Origin of the sequence: Streptomyces sp. NPDC042638 (assembly GCF_040647235.1) — a bacterium.
Classification (GTDB): domain Bacteria; phylum Actinomycetota; class Actinomycetes; order Streptomycetales; family Streptomycetaceae; genus Streptomyces; species Streptomyces rameus.
The window spans coordinates 314,738-331,583 of the sequence record NZ_JBEZBT010000002.1; the positions used below are offsets into that span (position 1 = coordinate 314,738).

A 16,846-nucleotide genomic window follows, 5' to 3' on the forward strand; every position below is an offset into this window, starting at 1 on the left:
TCAGAAAGCGCATGTCCGTGACGCGAGGAGACTCCGTGGCAACCGAGACACCGCCACCCGCGAAATCCCCAGCCCACCTTCCCTCCACCGAGGAGTTCACCGAGGTGCAGCAGAGCGCGGAGTTCGGTGAACTGCGCCGCGCCTACCGCTCCTTCGCCTTCCCGCTGACCATCGCCTTCATCGCCTGGTACCTGCTCTACGTGCTGCTGTCCAACTACGCGGGCGGCTTCATGGGCACCAAGGTGGCCGGCAACATCAACGTCGCCCTCGTCCTGGGCCTCGCCCAGTTCCTCACCACGTTCCTCATCGCCTGGTGGTACGCGCGGCACGCCGCTGCGAAGCTCGACCCGAAGGCCGAGGCCATCAAGTCCCGTATGGAGGGCCGCTCATGAGCCCCGCGCAGCACACCCTGCTGGCCGCCGGCGAGGCGAGCGAGCACCGGACACTGATCATCACCCTGTTCGCGGTGTTCGTCGCCGCGACCCTCGTCATCACCGTCTGGGCGGGCCGGCAGACCAAGGACGCCGCCGACTTCTACGCCGGCGGACGGCAGTTCACCGGCTTCCAGAACGGCCTCGCCGTCTCCGGCGACTACATGTCCGCCGCGTCCTTCCTCGGCATCGCCGGCGCCATCGCCCTCTTCGGTTACGACGGCTTCCTGTACTCCATCGGCTTCCTCGTCGCCTGGCTCGTCGCCCTGCTCCTGGTCGCCGAGCCGCTGCGCAACTCCGGCCGCTACACGATGGGCGACGTGCTGGCCTACCGGATGCGCCAGCGCCCGGTCCGTACGGCCGCCGGCACCTCCACCATCGTGGTCTCGATCTTCTACCTGCTGGCCCAGATGGCCGGCGCCGGCGTCCTCGTCTCCCTGCTCCTCGGCATCACCAGCGACGCCGGCAAGATCGGCATCGTCGCCCTGGTCGGCGTACTGATGATCGTGTACGTCACCATCGGCGGCATGAAGGGCACCACCTGGGTCCAGATGGTCAAGGCGGTGCTGCTGATCATCGGTGCGCTGCTGCTGACCTTCCTGGTGCTGATCAAGTTCAACTTCAACGTCTCGGACCTGCTCGGGAAGGCCGCCGACAACAGCGGCAAGGGCAGCGCCTTCCTGGAGCCGGGACTGAAGTACGGCGCCACCGGCACGACCAAACTGGACTTCCTCTCGCTCGGCATCGCCCTGGTCCTCGGCACCGCCGGTCTGCCGCACATCCTGATCCGCTTCTACACGGTGCCCACCGCCAAGGCCGCCCGAAAGTCCGTGATCTGGGCTATCGGCCTGATCGGCGTCTTCTACCTGATGACCCTCGCCCTCGGCTTCGGCGCCGCCGCGCTGATCAAACCGGACGAGATCATCGCCTCCAACAAGGCGGGCAACACGGCGGCACCGCTCCTCGCACTGCATCTGGGCGGCGTCCACTCCAACTGGGGAGCGGTACTGCTGGCCACCATCTCCGCGGTCGCCTTCGCCACGATCCTCGCGGTCGTCGCCGGACTCACCCTCGCCTCCTCGTCCTCGTTCGCGCACGACATCTACGCGAACGTCATCAAGAGGGGCCGGGCCACCGAGAAGCAGGAGCTGGGCGCGGCCCGCTGGGCGACCGTCGGCATCGGCGCCGTCTCGATCGTGCTCGGTGCCCTGGCCCGCGACCTGAACGTGGCCGGCCTGGTCGCCCTCGCCTTCGCGGTCGCCGCCTCCGCCAACCTGCCGACCATCCTCTACAGCCTCTTCTGGAAGCGGTTCACCACCGCGGGCGCCCTGTGGTCGATCTACGGCGGCCTGGTCACCGCCGTCGGCCTGGTGCTGTTCTCCCCGGTGGTCTCCGGCAAGCCGACCTCGATGTTCCCCGGCGTCGACTTCCACTGGTTCCCGCTGGAGAACCCCGGGATCATCTCCATCCCCGTGGGATTCCTGCTGGGTGCCGTGGGCACCCTGCTGTCGAAGGAGGTCCCGGACGCCGGGAAGTACGCGGAACTGGAGGTGCGGTCCCTGACCGGCACCGGAGCGCACTGAGGTTCGCACGGACGGCCGCGTCGTGCGGGACTGTACGGTCCTACGACGCGGCCGTGCCCCACCTCGTGGGATCGGGCCGCTGTCGATGTCGGCGCGGTCACGTAGGCTCACAGGTGACGGACGACGCACAGCCGACCGAACGTGATGATCGGGAGAGGGAGGGGGCCCACGTGCTCATCGACACCTACGGCCGAGTGGCCACCGACCTGAGGGTCTCGCTCACCGACCGGTGCAATCTGCGCTGCACCTACTGCATGCCCGAGGAAGGGCTGCAGTGGCTGTCCAAGCCCGACCTCCTGACGGACGACGAGATCGTCCGCCTGATCGACATCGCGGTCCGCGAACTCGGCATCAAGGAGGTCCGCTTCACCGGCGGCGAGCCCCTGCTCCGGCCGGGCCTGGTCGGCATCGTCGAGCGCGTCGCGGCTCTCGGCCCACGCCCCCAGATGTCCCTCACCACCAACGGGATCGGCCTCAAGCGCACCGCGGCGGCCCTGAAGACGGCGGGCCTGGACCGGGTCAACGTCTCCCTGGACACCCTCCGCCCGGACGTCTTCAAGACCCTGACCCGCCGCGACCGCCACAAGGACGTGCTGGAGGGTATGACAGCCGCCCGCGAAGCGGGCCTGACCCCCGTCAAGGTCAACACGGTCCTGATGCCCGGGCTGAACGACGACGAGGCCCCCGACCTGCTCACCTGGGCGATCGAGCACGACTACGAGCTGCGCTTCATCGAGCAGATGCCCCTGGACGCCCAGCACGGCTGGAAGCGGGAGGGCATGGTCACCGCCGGGGACATCCTCGCCTCCCTGCGCACCCGGTTCGAGCTCACCGCCGAGGGCGCCGACGAGCGCGGCTCGGCACCGGCGGAGCGCTGGCTGGTCGACGGCGGCCCCCACCGGGTCGGCGTGATCGCCTCGGTCACCCGCCCGTTCTGCGCGGCCTGCGACCGCACCCGACTCACCGCCGACGGCCAGATACGCACCTGCCTGTTCGCCACCGAGGAGACCGACCTGCGCGCCGCCCTGCGGTCCGGGGCACCGGACGAGGAGATCGCCCGCCTCTGGCGGCTGGCGATGTGGGGCAAGAAGGCGGGCGCGGGCCTGGACGACCCCTCGTTCGTCCAGCCGGACCGCCCGATGTCGGCGATCGGCGGCTAGGGCCTGTCAGACAGGCCCTGGAGCAAACGGCCCTAGCCCTCCTCGGCCGCCCGCCACTCCTCGAACTTCACGACGTCCTTCAGGAACCCCCGCACGCCGAGGAACTGCGAGAGATGTTCGCGGTGCTCGTCACAGGCGAGCCAGGTCTTGCGCCGCTCCGGCGTATGGATCTTGGGATTGTTCCAGGCCAGCACCCAGACGGCGGCGGCACGGCAGCCCTTGGCGGAGCAGATCGGGGTCTCGTCACTCACGGATTCGTCTCGGGGTCGTCTCACGAATGGGCGGAAACAAGGCGACGCCGGGCAGCCACGGGGGGAGCTGCCCGGCGTCGGTCCGTCGCTCCGACGGGGGATGCGGAGCGCGTACGCAGTATGTCACGGGTACCCCACCGCCCGGCACCGGAACAGCAGGATTGATCTGAGCTTTTCTTGAGCTTGGAGAGGGGCCGCGTTCCGCTTCCGACGGGTCGGCCGTGCTCACGCCGGGCCGGTGCGCTCACCGCGCACGCCCGCCTCGTGCGCCGCCTCGTCCTCCGGCACGTCCTCCGGTACCGACTCCCGTACGGATTCCGGCTGTTCGTCGTCGGTCCGCGGCGGCGCGATCATCGGACGCGGCGGCGCCACGACGAACGTCGAGGGAAGCGACGGCGGCCGCTCCCGGCCCGCGTTGGCGATCACCACGGCGACATAGGGGAGCAGCGCACCGAAGACGAGCGCGACGATGGCGACGTACCGCTCGACGTTCCACAGCGAGGCCGCCAGGATCACCGACACGGTACGGACCGACATCGAGATCACATACCGGCGCTGCCGGCCCCGGACGTCCTCGGCGAGACCGGTCCGGGCACCGGTGATCCGGAACACCTGGCCGCTGCCGCCGTGCTGTTTCCGCATCTCATCCCACCATCCGCCCGCATCGGACTCTCCCCGGCCCGCACCCTTGTCCCCACCCGGCGGGGAACCGGCCGGGACATCTCCACGGTACGCCGCGCACCCGCCGCCCACGAGACCGGGTCGCGCTCTGCCTGCGGTGACGTCGCCGGCCCGCCGCGAACGGGCGAACCCGACGTGCGCCGTACGGCGGACCCCACGACACTGACCGTAATGCTCACGTCGAGCCGTACGAGGAGGCAGCCATGGGCTGGTTGTGGGCGATCATCGTGGGATTCGTGCTGGGCCTCATCGCCAAGGCGATCATTCCGGGCAAGCAGCACAGCCCGCTGTGGCTGACCACCATCTGCGGCATGCTGGGCGCCATCGTGGGCAACGCGGTGGCCCGCGCGGTCGGCGTGGAGGCGACCCGGGGAATCGACTGGAGCCGGCACATCTTCCAGCTGGTGGCCGCGATCATCATCGTCGCGGCCGTGGACGCCCTGTACATGGCCACGCTGGGCAAGAGAAAGCAACAGCGCGCCTGAGCCTCACCCCCGGAGGGCGCGGGGGAGCCGCGCGAGTGACCACACCGTGGCCGAACTCGCCGGCTCACCCGCGCCCCCACGACGCTCAGCCGCCGGTGACCTCCACGGCGGCCAGGTTCTTCTTCCCGCGCCGCAGCACCAGCCACCGCCCGTGCAGCAGCTCCCCGGCGCCCGGCACGGAGTCCTCCGCGGTGACCTTGACGTTGTTCACGTAGGCCCCGCCCTCCTTCACCGTCCGCCGGGCGGCGGACTTGCTGGCCACCAGGCCGACCTCGGCGAACAGGTCGACCACCGGAGCCAGCTCGGCGACCCGGACGTGCGGCACCTCGGACAGCGCCGCGGCCAGTGTCTTCTCGTCCAGCTCCGCCAGCTCGCCCTGGCCGAACAGCGCCTTGGACGCGGCGATCACCGCGGCCGTCTGGCCCGCGCCGTGCACCAGGGTCGTCAGTTCCTCGGCGAGCGCCCGCTGCGCCGCCCGGGCCTGCGGACGCTCCTGCGTCTGGCGCTCCAGCTCCTCGATCTCCTCGCGGGAGCGGAAGCTGAAGATGCGCAGGAACTTGGAGACGTCCCGGTCGTCCGCGTTCACCCAGAACTGGTAGAAGGCGTACGGCGTGGTCATCTCCGGGTCGAGCCACACCGTGCCGGACTCGGTCTTGCCGAACTTGGTGCCGTCCGCCTTGGTGATCAGCGGGGTGCCCAGCGCGTGCACCACGGCGTCCGGCTCGACCCGGTGGATCAGGTCCGTGCCGGAGGTGAGGTTGCCCCACTGGTCACTGCCGCCGGTCTGCAGGGCGCACCCGTGCCGCCGGTACAGCTCCAGGAAGTCCATGCCCTGCAGGATCTGGTAGCTGAACTCGGTGTAGCTGATGCCCGCGTCCGAGTTGAGCCGCCGGGAGACGGCCTCCTTGGCGATCATCTTGTTGACCCGGAAGTGCTTGCCGATGTCCCGCAGGAACTCGATGGCCGACAGTCCCTGGGTCCAGTCCAGGTTGTTGACCATCACCGCGGCGTTCGGTCCGTCGAAGTGGAGCAGCGGCTCGATCTGGGCGCGCAGCCGCTCCACCCAGCCGGCCACCACCTCCGGCGCGTTGAGCGTGCGCTCGGCCGTGGGCTTCGGGTCGCCGATGAGCCCCGTGGCCCCGCCGACCAGCGCCAGCGGACGGTTGCCCGCCTCCTGGATGCGGCGCATCGTCAGGATCTGCACGAGATTGCCCAGGTGCAGGCTGGGCGCGGTCGGGTCGAAGCCGCAATAGAACGTGACGGGGCCGTCCGCGAACGCCTTGCGCAGTGCGTCCTCGTCCGTGGAGAGGGCGATGAGCCCCCGCCACTTCAGCTCGTCGACGATGTCCGTCACGGTTCTCGTGTCTCCTTGAGATCTTCGGGCGGCCGGGTGACACCCGACCACGAACGCCTACGAGGTTATACGCCCTGGCTGACAGAGCTCATATTGAAATCCGGGATGCGCAGCGCGGGCATCGCGGCCCGGGTGAACCAGTCGCTCCACTCACGCGGCAGCGTCTTCTCCGTCCGCCCGGCCTCCGTGGCCCGGCCCAGCAGGTCCACCGGCGACTCGTTGAACCGGAAGTTGTTCACCTGCCCGGTGACCTCGCCGTCCTCGACGAGGTAGACGCCGTCCCGGGTCAGGCCCGTCAGCAGCAGCGTCGCCGGGTCGACCTCGCGGATGTACCACAGGCAGGTCAGCAGCAGCCCGCGGCCGGTGTCCGCGACCATCTCCTCCAGGGAGCGGTCGCCGCCGCCGTCCAGGACGAGGTTCCCGGGCGCCGGGGCGACCGGCAGCCCGGTCAGGCCCGCGCTGTGCCGCGTGGTCGTCAGGTGCCTGAGCACGCCCTCGCCGACCCACTCGGTGGCGTGCGTCGGCAGCCCGTTGTCGAACACGGACTGGTCGCCGCCGGAGGAGTGGGCGACCACGAAGGGCGGGCACTCCAGGCCCGGCTCGTTCGGGTCGCTGCGCAGGGTCAGCGGCAGCTCGGAGAGCTTGTCGCCGACGCGGGTGCCGCCGCCCGGCCTGGAGAACACCGTGCGCCCCTCGGCCGCGTCCCGGCCGGAGGCCGACCACAGCTGGTAGATCAGCAGATCCGCCACGGCGGTGGGCGGCAGCAGCGTCTCGTACCGGCCCGCGGGCAGCTCCACGCGCCGCTCCGCCCAGCCGAGCCGTACGGCCAGCTCGGCGTCCAGCGCGCCCGGGTCGACGTCCTTGAAGTCCCGGGTGGACCGGCCGGCCCACGCCGAACGTGTGCGGTCGGGTGACTTGGCGTTCAGCTCCAGCGTGCCGGTGGGCTGGTCGTGGCGCAGCCGCAGCCCGGTGGACGTCCCCAGGTACGTCGACACCAGTTCGTGGTTGGCGAAGCCGTACAGTTCCCGGCCGCCCGCACGCGCGCGTGCGAAGGCGTCGCCGAGCGCCGGGGCGAAGTCGGCGAACACGGCGGAGGAGGTCTCGGCGGGCGCGTCCGTGAAGTCCGGGGCCTGCGGCACCCCGCTGACCAGCGGCTGGGCGTCCTCGGCGGGCGCGGCCCCGCGCGCGGCGGCCTCCGCGGCCCGCACCAGCGGCTCCAGCTCCTGCGCGGTGACCGCGGACCGGGACACGACACCGGAGGCGGTGCCTTCCTTGCCGTCCACGGTCGCGATCACGGTGAGCGTGCGGCCCCGCGTCACGCCGTTGGTGGTGAGCGCGTTGCCCGCCCAGCGCAGGTTGGCGGTGGAGTGCTCGTCGGCGATCACGACACAGCCGTCGGCGCGGGACAGCGCCAGGGCCTGCTCGACGACCTCGTGCGGCTTGTGGGTACGGGCGCTCATCGACCGGCCTCCTGCGTGGTGTTGAGGATGTTGACGCCCTTGAAGAGGGCGGACGGGCACCCGTGGGACACGGCGGCCACCTGGCCCGGCTGGGCCTTGCCGCAGTTGAAGGCACCGCCGAGGACGTAGGTCTGCGGCCCGCCGACCGCGGCCATCGACCCCCAGAAGTCCGTGGTCGTGGCCTGGTAGGCGACGTCCTTCAGCTGCCCGGTGATCCGCCCGTTCTCGATCTTGAAGAAGCGCTGTCCGGTGAACTGGAAGTTGTAGCGCTGCATGTCGATCGACCAGGACCGGTCGCCGACGACGTAGATGCCCCGGTCGACCCCGCCGATCAGGTCCTCGGTGGACAGCCCGGCCGGATCCGGCCGGAGCGAGACGTTGGCCATCCGCTGTACCGGCACGTGGCCTGGGGAGTCGGCGTACGCGCACCCGTTGGACCGGTCGAACCCGGTCAGCCGCGCGATGCGCCGGTCCAGCTGGTAGCCGACCAGCGTGCCGTCCTTCACCAGGTCCCAGGACTGTGCCTCGACGCCCTCGTCGTCGTAGCCGATGGTCGCGAGCCCGTGCTCGGCGGTGCGGTCACCGGTGACGTTCATCAGCTCGGAGCCGTACCTCAGCTTGCCGAGCTGGTCGAAGGTGGCGAAGGAGGTGCCGGCGTAGGCGGCCTCGTAACCGAGGGCCCGGTCCAGCTCGGTGGCGTGGCCGATGGACTCGTGGATGGTCAGCCACAGGTTGGACGGGTCGACCACCAGGTCGTACAGGCCCGGCTCCACGCTCGGCGCCCGCATCTTCTCGGCGAGCAGCTCCGGGATCCGCTCCAGCTCGGTGTCCCAGTCCCAGCCGGTACCGGTCAGGTACTCCCAGCCGCGCCCCGCCGGCGGCGCGATGGTGCGCATGGAGTCGAACTCGCCGCTCGACTCGTCGACGGAGACGGCCGTCAGCTGCGGATGCAGCCGCACCCGCTGCTGGGTGGTCACGGTGCCGGCGGTATCCGCGTAGAACTTGTTCTCGTGCACGGTGAGCAGCGAGGCGTCGACATGGCTGACGCCGTTCGCGGCCAGCAGCCGCGCGCTCCACTGCGCGAGCAGATCGGCCTTCTCCTCGTCGGGCACCGAGAACGGGTCGATCTCGTACGACGACACCCACGTCCGGTCGGCGTGCACCGGCTCGTCCGCCAGCTCGACCTTCTCGTCCGACCCCGCGGCCTTGATCACCTGTGCGGACAGCTTGGCCATGGCCACCGCCTGCGCGGCGACCCGGGCCGCGGCGTCCATCGTCAGATCCACCCCGGAGGCGAAGCCCCACGTACCGCCGTGCACGACCCGGACCGCGTATCCGAGGTCGGTGGTGTCCGAGGACCCGGCGGGCCTGGCGTCCCGCAGCCGCCAGGACGCGCTGCGCACCCGCTCGAACCGGAAGTCCGCGTGCTCGGCCCCCAGCGCACGCGCGCGTGCGAGCGCGGCGTCGGCGAGGGCCCGTAGCGGAAGCGCGGTGAAGGCTTCGTCGATGGAATGCGGCACGGAGGTCTCCCTGCTGTCGTGGCCTGTGGGGTCCGATCATGTCGTGGGACCGGGCCGGCGGACCACAGGTTTCGGTATCGGACGGGCTCTTTCTGTAGGGATCCGACAGCGAGACACCCGAGCCACTGTCGGTGCCCGCTTCTCCGGGCGCATGGCGCTACCGATAGGTTTTCGGTGAAGCCGCCTGTCATCCAGGTGTTCGGGCGGATGTGTCAGACCGCTATGGAAAGGGTGATCCGTTGAGCCGCTCGGTTCTCGTCACCGGAGGCAACCGGGGCATCGGCCTCGCCATCGCCCGCGCTTTCGCCGACGCCGGCGACAAGGTCGCGATCACGTACCGCTCGGGTGAGCCGCCGGCCGGCTTCCTGGCAGTCAAGTGCGACATCACCGACCCGGAGCAGGTGGAGCAGGCCTACAAGGAGATCGAGGACCAGCACGGTCCGGTCGAGGTTCTGATCGCCAACGCCGGCGTCACCAAGGACCAGCTCCTGATGCGCATGTCCGAGGAGGACTTCACCTCGGTCATCGACACCAACCTCACGGGCACCTTCCGTGTGGTCAAGCGCGCCAACCGCGGCATGCTGCGCGCCAAGAAGGGCCGCGTCGTCCTGATCTCGTCCGTCGTCGGCCTGCTCGGCTCGGCGGGTCAGGCGAACTACGCCGCCTCCAAGGCCGCCCTGGTCGGCTTCGCGCGTTCCCTGGCCCGGGAGCTGGGCTCGCGCAACATCACCTTCAACGTCGTCGCGCCCGGCTTCGTCGACACCGACATGACCAAGGCGCTCAGCGACGAGCAGCGCCAGAACATCGTGTCCCAGGTGCCGCTCGGCCGTTACGCGCAGCCTGAGGAGATCGCCGCGACCGTGCGGTTCCTCGCCTCGGACGACGCCTCGTACATCACTGGAGCCGTCATCCCGGTTGACGGCGGACTGGGAATGGGTCACTGATCACCATGAGTGGAATCCTCGAGGGCAAGCGCATCCTGGTCACCGGTGTGCTGATGGAGTCCTCCATCGCCTTCCACGTCGCCAGGCTCGCCCAGGAGCAGGGCGCCGAGATCATCCTGACGGCGTTCCCGCGGCCCACGCTGACCGAGCGCATCGCCAAGAAGCTGCCGAAGCCGACCAAGGTCATCGAGCTGGACGTGACGAACGAGGAGCACCTCGCGCGGCTGGCCGACATCGTCGGCGAGGAGCTGGGCGGCCTGGACGGCATCGTCCACTCCATCGGTTTCGCCCCGCAGGACGCGCTCGGCGGCAACTTCCTGAACACGCCGTTCGAGTCGGTCTCCACCGCCATGCACGTCTCGGCGTTCTCCCTGAAGGCGCTGACCATGGCCTGCCTGCCCCTGATGCAGAACGGCGGCTCGGTCGTCGGCCTCACCTTCGACGCCCAGTACGCCTGGCCGCAGTACGACTGGATGGGCCCGGCCAAGGCGGCCCTGGAGGCCACCAGCCGCTACATGGCGCGCGACCTGGGCAAGCAGAACATCCGCTGCAACCTGATCTCCGCGGGCCCGATCGGTTCCATGGCCGCCAAGTCCATCCCCGGCTTCGCCGACCTGGCCTCCGTCTGGGACAGCCGCTCCCCGCTGGAGTGGGACCTGAAGGACCCGGAGCCGGCCGGCAAGGGCGTCGTCGCCCTGCTGAGCGACTGGTTCCCGAAGACCACGGGCGAGATCATCCACGTCGACGGCGGTCTGCACGCCATCGGCGCCTGATCCCACCGCACGACACCGACGCCCCGTTTCCCGCCGTGAGCGGGGAGCGGGGCGTCACCCGTTCGGCCCACCGGCCGGGCATCCGCCGCGCCGACGGCGCACCCTGGAACAAGCCTTCCCCCGCACCTCCCTCCGCAGCCCGGCCCAGGAGGTTGCCTTGTGCGCCTGCCCCGCCGCAGCCTGGCCCCGGTGACCGTGGCCCTGGCCCTCGTCCTTTCGCTGCCGTACGACGCGCTGCCCCACGCGCGCGTGGGCGACGGCAAGCCGCCCGCACCGAGCAGGTTCGGCGCCTCGTGCCGTGCGACCGTGCGCGGCTCCCACGTGGTGGCCTACTGCCACAACCCCTATGTCGACATCGATCGCGTGCGGCTGCACATCGAGTGCGCCCGATGGTGGGACATCGACACCGACAGTGCTCCGGTGGACGCCGGGCCCGCCATGACCGTACGGCTCACAGGCCGGTGCTGGAAGGAGATCCGCTCGGTCTGGATCAGCCACCAGAAGGCACGTTGAACCGGCCCGGATCGCACAGGAACGGATAGCTCGCGGCCTCCTCCGCCGCCGCCTGCGCGTCCCCCGCGCGGATCGCGTCCAGCAGCCGGGTGTGGTCCATGTGCGTCTCCGGCGTCAGCTCCGCCCCGACGTCGGCGCGCAGCCAGTCGCGCAGCACCTCGCCCAGGTCGGCGTACATCGCCGTCATCACGTCGTTGTGGGACGCGGCCACCACGGCCAGGTGGAAGGTGGCGTCGGCCGTCACGAAGGGCTCGGCCTCGCCGGTTGCCCATGCCTCCTCGCGCCGGGCCAGCAGTGCCTCCAGCTGCTTGAGGTCCTTGTCGGTGCGCCGCTCGGCGGCCAGCTTCGCCGCGGCCGACTCCAGCGTGGAACGCAGCTCGGCGATGTGCCGCGGGTCGGCGTCGGCGAAGCGGCGGTGCATCACGCCGGCCAGCTCGCTCGTGGCCACGACATACGTGCCCGAGCCCTGGCGGATGTCCAGCAGGCCGTTGTGGGCGAGCGCGCGGACGGCCTCACGGACCGTGTTGCGGGCGACACCGAGCTGCTCGACCAGCTCCGGCTCGGTCGGGATGCGCGAGCCGACCGGCCACTCGCCGGACGTGATCTGGTTGCGCAGTTCGGCGATGACCTGCTCGGACAGCGCCGAACGGCGCGGGTGGCTCAAGGGCATGGCACACCTTCGCACGAGAAGCCCGAGCGTGAAGGCACCGGGAATGGACAGACATTCATCCTATGATTCTATGATGAGCCTCATGGCTAGTGAGGAAACCCGGACAGTGGAGACCCGTACGGAGATGTCACCGACCGAACGCGGGAGGACCGCCGCGACGAGCACACCCCGCACGACCCCCGGAGCGGGCCGCACGCGCGCGTGGGCGACCCGGCTGGTCGTCGTCGGCATCGTGCTGTCCGCGCTGAACCTCCGCCCGGCCATCACGAGCCTCGGCGCCCTCCTGGAGGAGGTCCGCGACGGGCTCGGCATGAGCGGCAGCGTGGCCGGCCTGCTCACCTCCGTGCCCCCGCTCTGCTTCGCCGTCTTCGGGGTCACCGCGCCCCGCCTGGCCCGCCGCTTCGGACCGGCCGCGGTGGTGTGCGCCGGCATGGCCGCCATCACCGCCGGCCTGCTCATCCGGCCCTACGTCGGCAACACGGCCGGATTCCTGGCCGCCAGCGCGCTCGCGCTGATGGGCATCGCCGTCAGCAACGTCCTCATGCCGGTCATCGTCAAGCAGTGGTTCCCCGACCGGGTCGGTTCCATGACCGGCCTGTACTCGATGGCCCTCGCCCTCGGCACCTCCCTCGCCGCCGCGGTGACCGTCCCCCTGACCGACGCCCTGGGCGGCAGCTGGCAGTCCGGCCTCGCCGTGTGGGCGGCCGTCGCCGCCGCGGCCGTGCTGCCCTGGCTGCCGCTGGTCCGGGACCGGGGTCCCGCCGCGCGGCCGCAGGCACCCGCGCGCGGGGCCACGCAGCAGCACACCCCGCTGCGCATGACCCGCAGCCGTACCGCCTGGGCGCTCGCCGTCTTCTTCGGCCTCCAGGCCACGGCCGCCTACATCACCATGGGCTGGATGCCGCAGATCTTCCGGGACGCCGGCGTCCCGGCCGGCACCGCGGGTGTGCTGCTCGCCGTCACCATGGTGATGGGCGTGCCGCTCGCCTTCGTCATCCCGCGGGTGGCCACACGGTTGCCCCACCAGGGTCCGATCGTGCTGGTCCTCGGCGCCTGCGGCCTCGCCGGATACGCCGGGCTGTACTTCGCCCCGGCCGGCGGCGCCTGGGTCTGGGCCGTGCTGCTCGGCGTCTCCAACTGCGCCTTCCCGCTCGCTCTCACGCTGGTCGGCATGCGGGCCCGCAGCGGTCCGGGCGTGGCCCAGCTGTCCGCGTTCGCCCAGAGCACCGGCTATCTGATCTCCATCCCCGGCCCGCTGCTGGTCGGCGTGCTCTACCAGCAGAGCGGCGGCTGGGGACTGCCGATCGCTCTCATGGCGGCCCTGATGGTGCCGCAGATGGTGGTGGGCTTCCTGGCGGGCCGTGACCGTACGATCGAGGACGAGACGACACGCTGACCCGGTGCCGGGTGCCCCCGGCGCCGCCGGGCGGGTGCGGGATGCGAGACTGGGCGCATGCAGCCTGTGCTCGACCCGCACCCGAAGAACGGCCAGAAGAAGCTGCTGCTCGTCTTCGGCTCGTTCCTGGCCATCTTCGTGATCATCGCCGTGGTGGCGACCATCGCCTCCCCCTGACGGCGGCTTCTCCCGGCCGATGGTGGGGCTGGCCCCACCATCCCCTAGGGGGCCAGGGTCAGGGTCAACTGGGTGGAACACCGGATGGGTTGGCGACCTCGGATTCCGTAGCTTCGAGAGGTGACCGCGGCAGGCGGTCACGGACCCGCTCGAGCACCCACGGAGGCGACCATGCCGGCCCGCACCCACCCCCGGCCCCACCCGGCTACCACGGGCGGCGTCGACATCCGGCTGCCCTGGTGGGCGCTCACCCTGCCCGCCCTCGCGTTCATCGTGCTGCTCGCGCTGATAGTGAACCCGTCGGACGCCCACGCGGCCGGCGGCGACCCGGCGATCGCCCGTCTGCTGGAGCGCGCCCAGCAGCTCCTCGCACGCTGAAGGCAAGCCCCTTCGCGCGGTGAATCCCCATGTCAACTCCCTGCGCCGGGTGGCCTGTTTCATGCGAAGCTGGGTCCCATGAGCGTCGCAGAACCCCGCAGGATCGTCCTCTTCCGGCATGCGAAAGCCGACTGGCCCCAGGTCACCGATCACGAGCGCCCGCTCGCCGAGCGGGGCCGCACGGACGCCGCAGTCGCCGGACGCAAGCTGGCCGACACCGGCATCACCTTCGACCTGGCCCTGTGCTCCACGGCGACCCGCACCCGTGAGACCTGGAAGCTCGCCGTCCACGAGCTGGCGCACCGCCCGAAAACCGTCTACGAGGAGCGGGTCTACGAGGCCTCGCCCGGTGAGCTGATCGCCCTGCTCAACGAGCTCCCCGACGACGTGCGCAACGTGATCCTGATCGGCCACAACCCGGGCGTGCACGGCCTGGCCGACATCCTGTCCGGCTCGGCCGAGGGCGACGCCCGCGAACGGATGAACCGCCGCGGCTTCCCCACCGCCGGCTTCGTCGTGCTGACCTTCGACGGCCCCTGGAAGGCCGTCGAACCCGGCGTGGCCACGCTCACGGAGTACTGGGCGCCCTCCGAGTGACCCGGTGCCGGCCCGGCACGCCGAACGGCGCGGGGCCCGCCCTCACCCCGTGGCGCCGGGCCCGCCCCACCTCACGGGGGGCCGGGCCCTCACGGGGGGCCGGGGCCCTCCCGTGGCCGGCTCGGGCCGCTCCCGCTCAGCCCTCGTCGTGCGTGTCGGCGGCCTCGACCTCTTCCCGGGTGACGCCGAGGAGGTACAGGACGGTGTCGAGGAAGGGGAAGTTCACCGCCGTGTGCGCCGCCTCCCGGACCACCGGCTTGGCGTTGAAGGCCACGCCCAGACCCGCCGCGTTCAGCATGTCCAGGTCGTTGGCGCCGTCACCGATCGCCACCGTCTGCGCCAGCGGCACCCCGGCCTCCGCGGCGAACCGGCGCAGCAGCCGCGCCTTGCCCGCCCGGTCCACGATCTCGCCGACGACCCGGCCGGTCAGCTTGCCGTCGACGATCTCCAGCGTGTTGGCCTGCGCGAAGTCCAGGCCCAGCCGCTCCTGGAGATCGTCGGTGACCTGGGTGAATCCACCGGAGACGACACCCACTTGGTAGCCGAGGCGCTTCAGGGTGCGGATCAGGGTGCGCGCGCCCGGCGTCAGCCGGACCTGCTCCCGCACCTTCTCCACCACCGACGCGTCCAGCCCCTCCAGCAGTGCCACGCGCGCGTGCAGAGACTGCTCGAAGTCCAGCTCCCCGCGCATCGCCGCCGCCGTCACCTCGGCGACCTGGTCCTCACAGCCGGCGTGCGCGGCGAACAGCTCGATGACCTCGTCCTGGATCAGGGTCGAGTCCACGTCCATGACCACCAGCCGCTGGGCACGCCGGTGCAGACCCGCCGACACCACCGCCACGTCGACACCCAGTGCCGCGGCGTCGGAGGCCAGGGCCGTGCGCAGCGGCTCGGTCTCGACGCCGGACACCGCGAACTCCACCGCCGTCACCGGATACTTGGCCAGCCGGAAGATCCGGTCGATGTTGCCGCCGGCCTTCGCGATCCGGGCGGCGATCGCGGCCGTCGACTCGGCGGTGAGCGGATGACCGAGGACGGTCACCAGGGAGCGCCCCAGGCCGCGGGGACGGTTGTCGCCGTGCCCCGAGAGGATCTCCGCCTGCATCTTCATCGACTCGGCCCAGCTGTGCACGGTGGCCCGCAGGTCACCCTCCAGGCCGGCCGGCGGCTGCGTCACCAGCACGCACAGCACCAGGCGGCCCCGGGTGACCACCTGCTCGATGTCGACCACGTCGACGAGGTAGGCGGCAAGGGTGTCGAAGAGGCCCGCCGTGATGCCCGGCCGATCCTTGCCGAAGATCTTGACGAGGAGGGTGGGAACCTCGGAGGTCTGCGAAGCGGAGGTCTGCGAAGCGCTCATGGTGTCACCACCGTATCCGGCACCCAGTGCCGCTCGCCGCCGAGGTCCGCCTGACGGACACGGAACAATGGGTGGCGGGGCGGTGTCAGGAACCTTGCCGCCGGTAATCGCGCCGCGGGCGTACGGCGGATACCGGCCCGGGCTCCACCACGAGCGTGCCACGGACGGCCGGCTACGGCGATCCACGAGGGCCCCGGTCGCGTACGGACCCCGCCCGCACGGCCTGGTGCCCCACCCCGTCCCGGCCCCACCCCGTCCCGGCCCCGGCGACGACCGGAACCGCGACCCGGGCCGCTCAACCGCGCCGCTTCGGCTCCCCGGGCGGGGGCGGGGGCGGGGGCGGTAGAGGCGGCGGTCCGTCGTCCGGTGTCCCGGCCCGGCGGCCGTCCGGCCGCGGCGTCGGTCGCCGGCGCGGTGGCGGGGGAGGAGGACCGAGAGGTCCGGCGATGGTCGGGGCGCTGTACACGTCCTGCCCGGCAGCGGGCGGCCAGACGTCCCGCTGCTCCTCCGGCAGCCGCAGATACGGGTTGGTGTCGGGGTTCGGCGGCCGGTACGGGCTGCTCGGCGTGTACGGCCCGGCCCCGGGGCCGTACCCGAAGGCCCCGGCATCACCGCCCTGCCCGGCGTCGTGACCGGGGGGTCCGGCGTCGTGAGTGCCCTGCTCCCCGTGTCCGACGCCGTCGACCCCCGCCGCTGCTCCCCCCGCCACACCCGCCGCCTCGCCCCGTCCCGGTGTCTGTGGCTCTGTCGGCCAGTGGCCGGTGGTCTCGCCTCGCCCTGGTGTCTGTGGCTCTGTAGGCCAGCGGACGGTCGTCTCGTCCCGTCCCGGTGCCTGTGCGTCCGTCGGCCAGGCGCCCGCAGCCGTGCCTCGCCCCGGTGTCTGTGCCTCTGTAGGCCAGCGGACGGTCGTCTCGTCCCCTCCCGGTGCCTGTGCGTCCGTCGGCCAGCGGCCCGCAGCCGTGCCCTGCCCCGGTGTCCGTGCCTCCGACGGCCAGCCGCCCGCAGCCGTGCTCTGCCCCGGTGCCTGCGCGCCCGTCGGCCAGCCGCCTGCCGTCTCGCTCTGCCCCGGTGCCTGCGCGCCCGTCGGCCAGCCGCCTGCCGTCTCGCTCTGCC

General features: G+C 71.4%; 18 protein-coding genes. 11 read left to right on the forward strand and 7 right to left on the reverse strand.

Features of this window, described 5'->3' with window-relative positions; translation table 11 throughout:
• Positions 1 to 35: 35 nt before the first annotated feature.
• The 3 genes from AB0B40_RS03055 (at position 36) to moaA (ending at position 3,174) form a co-directional block, all read left to right on the forward strand.
• The gene (locus AB0B40_RS03055) at positions 36 to 392 is read left to right on the forward strand and encodes a DUF485 domain-containing protein (RefSeq protein WP_345055658.1); all 357 of its coding nucleotides are present in this window, start codon (positions 36 to 38) and stop codon (positions 390 to 392) included.
• Entirely contained in the window at positions 389 to 2,014 is a 1,626-nt protein-coding gene (locus AB0B40_RS03060; RefSeq protein ID WP_345055660.1) for a cation acetate symporter, read from the forward strand. Before AB0B40_RS03055 ends, AB0B40_RS03060 begins: the two co-directional genes overlap by 4 nt.
• 170 nt (positions 2,015 to 2,184) lie before the next feature.
• Positions 2,185 to 3,174, forward strand: coding sequence for a GTP 3',8-cyclase MoaA (moaA, locus tag AB0B40_RS03065; protein WP_345055662.1), 990 nt, complete (start codon positions 2,185 to 2,187; stop codon positions 3,172 to 3,174).
• Positions 3,175 to 3,206: 32 nt separating this feature from the next.
• Here moaA and AB0B40_RS03070 read toward each other — a convergent pair whose 3' ends face one another.
• Positions 3,207 to 3,425 carry a hypothetical protein gene (locus tag AB0B40_RS03070; RefSeq protein WP_362262404.1) on the reverse strand — a complete coding sequence of 73 codons (219 nt, stop codon included), beginning with the start codon at positions 3,423 to 3,425 and terminating at the stop codon, positions 3,207 to 3,209.
• Between the two features lie 225 nt (positions 3,426 to 3,650).
• Positions 3,651 to 4,067, reverse strand: coding sequence for a DUF3099 domain-containing protein (locus AB0B40_RS03075; protein WP_345060157.1), 417 nt, complete (start codon positions 4,065 to 4,067; stop codon positions 3,651 to 3,653).
• 242 nt (positions 4,068 to 4,309) lie between these two features.
• Here AB0B40_RS03075 and AB0B40_RS03080 point away from each other — a divergent pair, with 242 nt between their 5' ends.
• Positions 4,310 to 4,591, forward strand: coding sequence for a GlsB/YeaQ/YmgE family stress response membrane protein (locus AB0B40_RS03080; protein ID WP_103813064.1), 282 nt, complete (start codon positions 4,310 to 4,312; stop codon positions 4,589 to 4,591).
• An 85-nt stretch (positions 4,592 to 4,676) separates the two neighbouring features.
• On the opposite strand, the gene tyrS is transcribed toward AB0B40_RS03080, so the two are convergent.
• The 3 genes from tyrS to AB0B40_RS03095 form a co-directional block, all read right to left on the reverse strand.
• Positions 4,677 to 5,945, reverse strand: coding sequence for a tyrosine--tRNA ligase (tyrS, locus tag AB0B40_RS03085; protein WP_345060161.1), 1,269 nt, complete (start codon positions 5,943 to 5,945; stop codon positions 4,677 to 4,679).
• 65 nt (positions 5,946 to 6,010) lie between these two features.
• Positions 6,011 to 7,405 carry a TldD/PmbA family protein gene (locus AB0B40_RS03090; protein ID WP_345060162.1) on the reverse strand — a complete coding sequence of 465 codons (1,395 nt, stop codon included), beginning with the start codon at positions 7,403 to 7,405 and terminating at the stop codon, positions 6,011 to 6,013.
• Positions 7,402 to 8,925 (reverse strand): TldD/PmbA family protein, encoded by a 1,524-nt coding sequence (locus tag AB0B40_RS03095; RefSeq protein WP_345060164.1) that lies wholly within the window; start codon positions 8,923 to 8,925, stop codon positions 7,402 to 7,404. The genes AB0B40_RS03090 and AB0B40_RS03095 overlap by 4 nt, the downstream gene beginning before the upstream one ends.
• 239 nt (positions 8,926 to 9,164) lie before the next feature.
• Here AB0B40_RS03095 and fabG point away from each other — a divergent pair, with 239 nt between their 5' ends.
• The 3 genes from fabG (at position 9,165) to AB0B40_RS03110 (ending at position 11,155) form a co-directional block, all read left to right on the forward strand.
• Positions 9,165 to 9,869, forward strand: a complete 705-nt coding sequence (gene fabG / locus AB0B40_RS03100) for a 3-oxoacyl-[acyl-carrier-protein] reductase (protein WP_345060166.1) — start codon at positions 9,165 to 9,167, stop codon at positions 9,867 to 9,869.
• 5 nt (positions 9,870 to 9,874) lie between these two features.
• The gene (gene fabI / locus AB0B40_RS03105; RefSeq protein WP_345060168.1) at positions 9,875 to 10,642 is read left to right on the forward strand and encodes an enoyl-ACP reductase FabI; all 768 of its coding nucleotides are present in this window, start codon (positions 9,875 to 9,877) and stop codon (positions 10,640 to 10,642) included.
• A gap of 159 nt (positions 10,643 to 10,801) precedes the next feature.
• The gene (locus AB0B40_RS03110) at positions 10,802 to 11,155 is read left to right on the forward strand and encodes a hypothetical protein (RefSeq protein WP_362262411.1); all 354 of its coding nucleotides are present in this window, start codon (positions 10,802 to 10,804) and stop codon (positions 11,153 to 11,155) included.
• Here the strand turns inward: AB0B40_RS03110 and AB0B40_RS03115 are convergent.
• On the reverse strand, positions 11,133 to 11,825 hold the full coding sequence (locus AB0B40_RS03115; protein WP_362262414.1) for a FadR/GntR family transcriptional regulator: 693 nt from the start codon (positions 11,823 to 11,825) through the stop codon (positions 11,133 to 11,135). The genes AB0B40_RS03110 and AB0B40_RS03115 overlap by 23 nt on opposite strands.
• Before the next feature lie 70 nt (positions 11,826 to 11,895).
• Between AB0B40_RS03115 and AB0B40_RS03120 the strand changes: the two genes are divergently transcribed.
• The 4 genes from AB0B40_RS03120 (at position 11,896) to AB0B40_RS03135 (ending at position 14,373) form a co-directional block, all read left to right on the forward strand.
• On the forward strand, positions 11,896 to 13,221 hold the full coding sequence (locus tag AB0B40_RS03120) for a CynX/NimT family MFS transporter (RefSeq protein ID WP_345060173.1): 1,326 nt from the start codon (positions 11,896 to 11,898) through the stop codon (positions 13,219 to 13,221).
• A gap of 57 nt (positions 13,222 to 13,278) precedes the next feature.
• Positions 13,279 to 13,398: an SGM_5486 family transporter-associated protein gene (locus AB0B40_RS03125; protein WP_345060175.1), complete on the forward strand. Its 120-nt coding sequence runs from the start codon at positions 13,279 to 13,281 to the stop codon at positions 13,396 to 13,398.
• A gap of 171 nt (positions 13,399 to 13,569) precedes the next feature.
• Positions 13,570 to 13,776, forward strand: a complete 207-nt coding sequence (locus AB0B40_RS03130; RefSeq protein ID WP_345060176.1) for a hypothetical protein — start codon at positions 13,570 to 13,572, stop codon at positions 13,774 to 13,776.
• Between the two features lie 78 nt (positions 13,777 to 13,854).
• Positions 13,855 to 14,373, forward strand: coding sequence for a histidine phosphatase family protein (locus tag AB0B40_RS03135; RefSeq protein WP_345060178.1), 519 nt, complete (start codon positions 13,855 to 13,857; stop codon positions 14,371 to 14,373).
• Positions 14,374 to 14,509: 136 nt separating this feature from the next.
• Here the strand turns inward: AB0B40_RS03135 and serB are convergent, their stop codons facing one another.
• Positions 14,510 to 15,733, reverse strand: a complete 1,224-nt coding sequence (serB, locus tag AB0B40_RS03140) for a phosphoserine phosphatase SerB (protein WP_345060180.1) — start codon at positions 15,731 to 15,733, stop codon at positions 14,510 to 14,512.
• Positions 15,734 to 16,846: the final 1,113 nt, after the last annotated feature.

Bases quoted from the DNA above. Each gene is read 5' to 3' on its own strand.
- AB0B40_RS03130 (WP_345060176.1), top strand. From the start codon at position 13,570: ATGCCGGCCCGCACCCACCCCCGGCCCCACCCGGCTACCACGGGCGGC.
- serB (WP_345060180.1), bottom strand. From the start codon at position 15,733: ATGAGCGCTTCGCAGACCTCCGCTTCGCAGACCTCCGAGGTTCCCACC.
- AB0B40_RS03075 (WP_345060157.1), bottom strand. From the start codon at position 4,067: ATGCGGAAACAGCACGGCGGCAGCGGCCAGGTGTTCCGGATCACCGGT.
- fabI (WP_345060168.1), top strand. From the start codon at position 9,875: ATGAGTGGAATCCTCGAGGGCAAGCGCATCCTGGTCACCGGTGTGCTG.
- AB0B40_RS03090 (WP_345060162.1), bottom strand. From the start codon at position 7,405: ATGAGCGCCCGTACCCACAAGCCGCACGAGGTCGTCGAGCAGGCCCTG.
- AB0B40_RS03120 (WP_345060173.1), top strand. From the start codon at position 11,896: ATGATGAGCCTCATGGCTAGTGAGGAAACCCGGACAGTGGAGACCCGT.
- AB0B40_RS03135 (WP_345060178.1), top strand. From the start codon at position 13,855: ATGAGCGTCGCAGAACCCCGCAGGATCGTCCTCTTCCGGCATGCGAAA.
- AB0B40_RS03115 (WP_362262414.1), bottom strand. From the start codon at position 11,825: ATGCCCTTGAGCCACCCGCGCCGTTCGGCGCTGTCCGAGCAGGTCATC.
- AB0B40_RS03080 (WP_103813064.1), top strand. From the start codon at position 4,310: ATGGGCTGGTTGTGGGCGATCATCGTGGGATTCGTGCTGGGCCTCATC.
- AB0B40_RS03060 (WP_345055660.1), top strand. From the start codon at position 389: ATGAGCCCCGCGCAGCACACCCTGCTGGCCGCCGGCGAGGCGAGCGAG.
- AB0B40_RS03125 (WP_345060175.1), top strand. From the start codon at position 13,279: ATGCAGCCTGTGCTCGACCCGCACCCGAAGAACGGCCAGAAGAAGCTG.